Below are 6,549 nucleotides of genomic sequence, written 5' to 3'. Positions count from 1 at the left end.
CGTTCGTGGTTGAGAATATTGGATCGTTGGATTATTCCATTATTCCATTCTTCCACATTGCGCTGGCCCGCTCCCGCGCCAGCGCGACCTGCTTGCGCGGCGCATGCGTTTTGCCGGCCTAGCTTTTCGGATTGGTGTGTTCGCCGTAGTAGAACATTGCCGAGCGGGCTGTGTGAGTCAGGAAGGATCGGCAGTCTTCGTTTCCGATGCAGATCTTGGAGCGTTCCGTCGCGGCGCCAAGCAAAACCTCCTTCGCCGCGCTGTCGGCCCGATCAAGGGCGACGGCGCGTGCGCGCTGGTCGGTGAGATCGTCATCGACAAGGAAATAGCGCTTTGAGAGCAGATGTGAAAGCATGAAATCGCTCAATGCCTCCTGCACCGATATCGACAAGCCAAACACTCTCTTCGGCATGTTTGCCGGATTGACGCCTCCCCAGTCATAGGTCCCACCCTCGCGGTTTCGACGTGGGTTGACGGTGAATTTGGATGACATGGTACCCACCGCCATCACATGAATACGGTCTGTCGGCTGCCCCATGGACGACTGCGCTTCGTGGACCGCGAGCATGCCCGGCGCATTGGCGTACAGGCCGCCGTCAACATATTGATTGTTGTTGAACGTATATCGTGGAAAGTATGCGGGCGCCGCGCTAGTCGCCATGGCGACATCCACCAGCCGGCATTTATGATCTCGCTTGAAATCCGGATGATGAGGCGTCTTGAAGATCTGCGGCCTGCCCGTCGAGTAATTGATCACCGGTATGATCACCGGATGCCGGCATGCGCCGAGGACTTGATCGCCAAAGATCTTCTTGTCACGAAGCAGCGACTGCAATGGCGCTGAAGAAAATGGTGCGCGCCAGATTCCCGCCAGAGACCAGCGCCGCTTGAAGATCAAGCCCCCATGACTGGCGAGAAGCTCAACAATGCGCTGGGCAGGGATTTCCATCGCAATGGCCAATGCCAGGATGCCACCGATCGATGTGCCCGTCACAAGATCGAACCGAGTGGCGATTGGCGCGCCAATCTCGTCTTCGAAGTCAGCTAGCAATTTGGCCGTATAAAGGCCTCGGAAGCCTCCGCCTGACAGCGCCAGGATCTGAAACCGTCCGGAGTCTGCATTTGTCATTCGGGACCTCCTCGCCGGAACTTCGATGACACGTCCTTATCCCGTTGCTTCTCACTGTGCAGCAAGAAGCATGATAATCATTTGTCGAAGCCGTTGTCAGCATTCCGAAATGCAGCCTGACGCTGGCGCCGCGTGTGCAGATGGTCAACGAGGGCATGCAAGCCCTGGCCCGCGGCGCGCAACAGATCAACCAGACCCTKAGCAATTGTCCGAGGCGGCCCAGCAGACGGTGGAGATCGAAGCGCGCGCGGGAGATGTTTACAGGCACATTACGACTGCTATAGCAAGCTTATCGACGTGTATCTTGACATGCCCCTGGATGCCGGACCCTACGATATGATCGCCTTTCCGGGCGCAATGACACAAAATCATACGTTATGCCTGCTATTCGAAGCACATCGACAGGCGATGAAATCGCAGCTGAAATCGGTGCCCGCCTGCGCTCCAAGCGCATAGAACGCAACATCACGATCGAGGACCTGGCCAAACGCGCCGGGATCGGCCGGACCGCTCTGGGCGACCTGGAGGCCGGACGGGATGTGCGCGTATCCACGCTGGCAAAGGTGATGCGAGCGCTGGGCATGATCGGCAGCCTGGACGCTGCCTTCCCGGATACCTTGCCCTCAAGCGAAGCGCTGTCTGCGCGAGGCGAAGTCCGCAAGCGCGCCTACAAACCCAGGGCGCGATAGGCGATCGAGGCGCGCGCCGGGCGCCTGTTCACACGCTGAGCGCGCAAGTGCAACCGTTGCCAAAGCGGCTCTGGCGCCAACCCGAGGGATGTACGCGACGGTCGTGTCGCCGGCGGAGACCCGCTTCATCGGCGGCGACACCGCGTGCCAGCACCAGTGCGCCCGAGCGCCACCGCGCCAGTTGCCGAGGACTCACATGCCAGCGGCTTCGAGTTCGCGGCCACGGGTTTCCGGCAGCGTCAGCGCGGCAATGATGAGCACGCCATAGGCCGCCGCGGCGAAGATGCCGATGCTGGCGCCGAGACCATATTGCTTGGACAGCGCGCCGATCAGGAAGGGAAAGAGTGCGCCGACAGCCCGGCCGAAGTTGTAGCAAAAGCCTTGGCCGGATCCGCGTACCCGCGTCGGGAACAGTTCGGTCAGGAACGCGCCCATGCCGCTGAAAATGCCCGAAGCGAAGAAGCCGAGCGGGAAGCCCAGCCAGAACATGGCGCCGTTGCTCAACGGCAGCATCGTGTAGCCAAAGGCAACCGTCATCGAACCCACCGCGAAGAGAATGAAGTTCGGCTTGCGGCCAAGCCTGTCGGTCAGATAGGAACTGACGAGGTAGCCGATCCACGAGCCGAAGATGATCATGGCCAGGTATCCCCCCGTCCCCATCACCGTCAGGTGACGCTCGGTCTTCAGGTACGTCGGCAGCCAGGTCGTGATCGCGTAGTACCCGCCTTGTGCGCCGGTCGCCAGCAGCGCCGCGCGCACCGTCGTCGACAGCAGCTTCGGGCTGAAGATCTCCGTGAAACGGGGACGATCGCTCGCCTTGCCTTGCGCCGCCTTCTCTTTTTCGTAGACGTCCGGCTCCTTCACGTAGCGGCGGATGACCACCACCAGCAGCGCCGGGAGCAGGCCGACGAGGAACAGCGCGCGCCACGCCAGTTCGGGCGGCAGGACCGAGAACAGCACGGAATACAGGATGGCCGTCAGCCCCCAGCCAATCGCCCAGCCCGACTGCACCAGGCCGACGGCCTTGCCGCGATCCTTGGCGCGGATCACCTCCCCGATCAGCACGGCGCCGGCGGTCCATTCGCCGCCGAAACCGAAACCCATCAGCGCACGCGCGGCCAGCAGTTGCTCGTAGTTCTGCGCCAGCCCGCACAGGCCGGTAAAGACCGCGAACCACACCACGGTCAATTGCAGCGTCCGGACTCGGCCGATGCGGTCCGACAGGATGCCGGCGGCCCAGCCGCCCAGTGCCGAAGCCAGCAATGTGAGCGTACCGATGAAGCCGGCGTCGGCCAGGCTGATACCCCAGGTAGCGATCAGCGTCGGAATGACGAAGGAGAGCATCTGCGTATCCATGCCGTCGAGCATGTAGCCCACCTTGCAGCTCCAGAAAGCGCGCTTCTGGCGGGGCGATGCATCGCCGTACCAGGAGAACAGGTTGCCGCCGGCGTCGACAGGCGCCGTTGCTGCAACGGAGGAAACCATCGCGGGATTGGCGGCGGCTGCCGCCGCGGGGGTCTTGTTGTCCATGAAACGCTCCTGGGCGCGTGAGTTGAACGGTCGTTCGCGCGGATCTTTCGTTGGCCGCCGGCGGTCTCCGGCGTCCTGGCTTGTTACGGTGACGGCTTCCGGGGAAAGCGAAAAACGACAAAGCGGACTGCGTTGCCCCGGTGGACTAGAACACGGCAAGCGAGGCGTTCTTGATATCGGTCACCAACATGTGGCCGGGCTTGTGCGCGATCGCCAGCGGCAACTTCGCGGCCATGATCGCGGTCTGGGGTGTGACGCCGCAGGCCCAGTAGACCGGCAGCTCTCCTGGCTTGATCGTGACGGGATCGCCGAACTCAGGCTTGGCCAGGTCTTCGATGCCCAGCTCGGCCGGGTCGCCGATGTGGATTGGCGCACCATGGACGGCGGGGAAACGGCTGGTGATCTGCACGGCGCGAATCGCCTCGGCACCGCGCATGGGCCGCATCGACACCACCAGCTCGCCACCGAAAACGCCCGCGCGCCGGTTCGCGATCCTGGTGCGGTACATCGGCACGTTGCGGCCTTCCTCGACATGCCGCAAGGGGATGCCTTCCTGCGCCAGCATGTGCTCGAACGAGAACGAGCAGCCGATGGCGAACACCACGAAATCGTTCTGCCACAGGTCGGCCAGCGATTCGGCCTCTTCGGCCAGCCGCCCGTCGCGATAAACGTTGTAAGCCGGCACATCATTGCGGATGTCCACCTCGCGCCCGAGTACCGGCACATGCCATTGTCCAGGCTCACCGACGCCCAGCAACGGACACGGCTTCGGATTGGCCTGGCAAAAGCGCAGGAAATCGCTAGCGTGCGCCGACGGCAGGATGGCCAGGTTGGCCTGGGCGTAGTCGCCGCAATAGCCTGCGGTGGGGCCACGGAACTGCCCGCTGCGCACGGTCCGGCGAAAGTCGAAAGGCATCAGGTCTTCGGGCATCTGCGTTCTCATGTCGTGATGACGTCGTCGTGGTTGCCTTGAACGATAGAGAGTAAAATTTTTTATCGCCAACGACTTTTTGTTGGCACCTCTGTATAGATTTTCTTAACAACCTTACGGGTTTCCCCTAGCCGCACCGAGCTGGTGCCAAACCGGAATTAGCACCAACTGTCGGGATGTCCCTGGCAACTTAGCGCTTTCTCCAGCGATCCACGCTACAGCCTGATGAATACGCGATTCCTCGAAACCTTCGTCACGCTGGCCAAACTGCACAGCTTTCGTGCGACGGCAGCCGCGCTGCATGCGACGCCCGCTGCCATTTCCCAACGGATAAAGGCACTGGAAGATGAGCTGCAAACCGCGCTGGTCGACCGGGAGAGCCGCGAATTTCGATTGACGCCCAATGGCGAGTACCTGCTCGGGTACGCAAAGGGAGTGGTAGAGGCCGCACGGCGGCTGCAGGCCGCCGCCTCTGGCGACAGCAAGATCCGCGGKCGCCTGCGCCTGGGCGTGATCGAGACCGTGGTGCACAGCTGGCTGCCGAACTACATGCGACGGATCGCCGCGGACTACCCGCAGCTGGAAGTCGAACTGACCGCCGATGTGAGCGTGGTGCTGCAGCGCAAGCTGATTGCCGACGAGCTCGATCTCATCATTCGCGTCGAAGGCAGCGATGAAAGCAACGTGGTGTGCAATGCACTCGCCAACTATCCCGTGCACTGGGTAGCGCGCGCAGGCTTGCTGTCGCACACGCGCGGCTCGCTCGCCAGCCAGGTGCTGCAACATCCCATCCTGACGTTCGGCCGGGGGACCGCGCCGCATCGCGCGCTGGAGGACATCGTGGCCAAACTCGCGGGCGCCCTCGGCGTGCCGCTTTCGGAAACCCGCATTACCGGGTCGCCGTCGATTGCCGTGATCGTGCAGCTCGTGCGCGATGGTTTCGGCGTGGCCGCGATTCCGCGCCTGTTTGTCGACAAGCTGATCGAGAGCGGCGAAGTCGTGGAGCTACCGCTGCAGCCCGCGCCTCCGTCGATCGTGGTGTCGATGTCGCGGCGTGCCGACGCGCCGCTGTTCGTGCATGGCGCCGCCAACTCGGCACGCGCGGCCTGTGCGGAATACTGCCGCAACAGCAACAAGCGGCTGGTTGAGCCGCTGTGACGCCGCGCACAGGCTGGGCCCGGAGGCAGCCGCCGGTGTTGCGCCGGCGGCCTTCCCTGATGCGTTCGCGCCCCGATACAGCTCAGGGCTTCTTTGGCCGCACTGCGTCTGCCGTATCCTGGATGAAAGCCTGGATCTTCACCACGTCCTGCGCCGTCAGCTTGCCGGTGAAATCCGGCATGCCCTGCTGCACGAAGGGACCGTTGAACACGATCTTGCCCAGGTTCTCGATCAGGCCGGACCCGACGTAGGCCAGATTGGGGATATTGCCGCCCTTGTCCACCCCCGGCACGCCATGGCAGAACACGCAGTTGTTGACGTACAGCTTCTGCCCTTCCTGCACATGGGCGGGGTTGTACTTGACGCCGGACAACAACTCGGCCATCGGATACGCTGCCGCTTCGGCGGCCTTGGCCTTGCCGCCCACGGCAAACGTGTAGACCGTGCCGGGCGCCTTGCGGTCGGTGGCGCGTGCGCTCAGGCCGAACACGCCACCCCACCCTACCGCAATCGAGACATACTGCTTGCCGTCGACAAGGTAGGTGACCGGCGGGGCCACGACCCCGGTGCCGACCGGCGCCTCCCATAGCTTTTCGCCGCTAGCCGCGTGATAGGCGATGAAGCGGCCGTCCGCAGTGCCCTGGAACACCAGGTTGCCGGCCGTGGTCAGCGTGCCGCCGTTCCACGGTCCCGCATAGTCCTGGTGCCAGACGGCCTTCTGCGCGATCGGGTCCCATGCGATCAGCCTGCCGAACGGCTTGCTTGTCGGCGGCTCGGCATTGACCAGCATGCCGAGGTTCCACCCCACCCCGCTGTGCGCCTCCTGGGAATCCTTCTGGTTGCGCGCCCAGGCCTTGTCGTCCGCCAGGGTCAGGGGCACGTGCTGCGCCGGAATATAGGCCAGGCCGGTGCGCGGGTTGAACGACATGGCATGCCAGTTATGCGCGCCGAACGGGCCGGGCACCATATCGACCGGCTTGAGGCTGGTACTGGCAAGCGGATTCTCGACCGGCCGCCCATCCTTGTCGTAGCCCGTGGCCCAGTTCACGTCGACGAAGYTCTTGGCCGAGATGAACTTGCCGTTGGTGCGGTCGATCACGAAGAAGAAGCCG

General features: G+C 63.2%; 6 protein-coding genes. 2 read left to right on the top strand and 4 right to left on the bottom strand.

The features are described 5' to 3' along the window. Positions 1 to 118: 118 nt before the first annotated feature. The gene (locus AC1DS3_RS32910) at positions 119 to 1,129 is read right to left on the bottom strand and encodes a CBASS cGAMP-activated phospholipase (RefSeq protein ID WP_441640479.1); all 1,011 of its coding nucleotides are present in this window, start codon (positions 1,127 to 1,129) and stop codon (positions 119 to 121) included. Positions 1,130 to 1,506: 377 nt separating this feature from the next. On the opposite strand from AC1DS3_RS32910, the gene AC1DS3_RS32905 reads away from it, so the two are divergent. After that, positions 1,507 to 1,818 (top strand): helix-turn-helix domain-containing protein, encoded by a 312-nt coding sequence (locus tag AC1DS3_RS32905; RefSeq protein WP_441640480.1) that lies wholly within the window; start codon positions 1,507 to 1,509, stop codon positions 1,816 to 1,818. A gap of 192 nt (positions 1,819 to 2,010) precedes the next feature. Here the strand turns inward: AC1DS3_RS32905 and AC1DS3_RS32900 are convergent, their stop codons facing one another. Continuing rightward, positions 2,011 to 3,348: an MFS transporter gene (locus tag AC1DS3_RS32900; RefSeq protein WP_441640481.1), complete on the bottom strand. Its 1,338-nt coding sequence runs from the start codon at positions 3,346 to 3,348 to the stop codon at positions 2,011 to 2,013. Positions 3,349 to 3,493: 145 nt separating this feature from the next. Beyond that, positions 3,494 to 4,267 (bottom strand): putative hydro-lyase, encoded by a 774-nt coding sequence (locus AC1DS3_RS32895; protein ID WP_441640518.1) that lies wholly within the window; start codon positions 4,265 to 4,267, stop codon positions 3,494 to 3,496. Positions 4,268 to 4,504: 237 nt separating this feature from the next. Here AC1DS3_RS32895 and AC1DS3_RS32890 point away from each other — a divergent pair, with 237 nt between their 5' ends. Further along, positions 4,505 to 5,437 (top strand): LysR family transcriptional regulator, encoded by a 933-nt coding sequence (locus AC1DS3_RS32890; protein WP_441640482.1) that lies wholly within the window; start codon positions 4,505 to 4,507, stop codon positions 5,435 to 5,437. Between the two features lie 82 nt (positions 5,438 to 5,519). Here the strand turns inward: AC1DS3_RS32890 and AC1DS3_RS32885 are convergent. Beyond that, the coding region (locus tag AC1DS3_RS32885) for a c-type cytochrome (protein ID WP_477128802.1) at positions 5,520 to 6,549 on the bottom strand (1,030 nt) is incomplete at its 5' end.

The sequence above is a fragment of the Cupriavidus sp. 01L46 genome (assembly GCF_056399905.1).
This window is presented reverse-complemented; position numbering and strand designations above follow the sequence as displayed.

Excerpts from the sequence above, each read along its gene's own strand:
- AC1DS3_RS32910 (WP_441640479.1), bottom strand. The coding sequence starts at position 1,129 with ATGACAAATGCAGACTCCGGACGGTTTCAGATCCTGGCGCTGTCAGGC.
- AC1DS3_RS32905 (WP_441640480.1), top strand. The coding sequence starts at position 1,507 with ATGCCTGCTATTCGAAGCACATCGACAGGCGATGAAATCGCAGCTGAA.
- AC1DS3_RS32900 (WP_441640481.1), bottom strand. The coding sequence starts at position 3,348 with ATGGACAACAAGACCCCCGCGGCGGCAGCCGCCGCCAATCCCGCGATG.